Source organism: Serratia oryzae (assembly GCF_001976145.1).
GTDB classification, from domain to species: domain Bacteria; phylum Pseudomonadota; class Gammaproteobacteria; order Enterobacterales; family Enterobacteriaceae; genus Chania; species Chania oryzae.
In genome coordinates this window covers 1-255 of the sequence record NZ_MOXD01000078.1, presented here as the reverse complement: position 1 = coordinate 255, position 255 = coordinate 1, and the positions used below count along the sequence as shown (strand labels likewise).

Genomic DNA, 255 nt, shown 5'->3' with positions numbered 1-255 from the left:
TTCGAACCCCTGTTACCGCCGTGAAAGGGCGGTGTCCTAGGCCTCTAGACGAAGGGGACACGACACCGTACTTTTATGACGCTTTTGCTCATTACTTCTATCAGACAATCTGTTGTGAGCACTCACTTAATCAATATCGTTCGGTAAGGAGGTGATCCAACCGCAGGTTCCCCTACGGTTACCTTGTTACGACTTCACCCCAGTCATGAATCACAAAGTGGTAAGCGCCCTCCCGAAGGTTAAGCTACCTACTTC

At 49.8% G+C, this 255-nt stretch carries 1 rRNA gene; it reads right to left on the bottom strand.

Annotated features, from left to right (window positions below):
- Positions 1 to 144: 144 nt before the first annotated feature.
- Positions 145 to 255, bottom strand: a 16S ribosomal RNA gene (locus tag BMI79_RS22990); the annotation flags it as partial.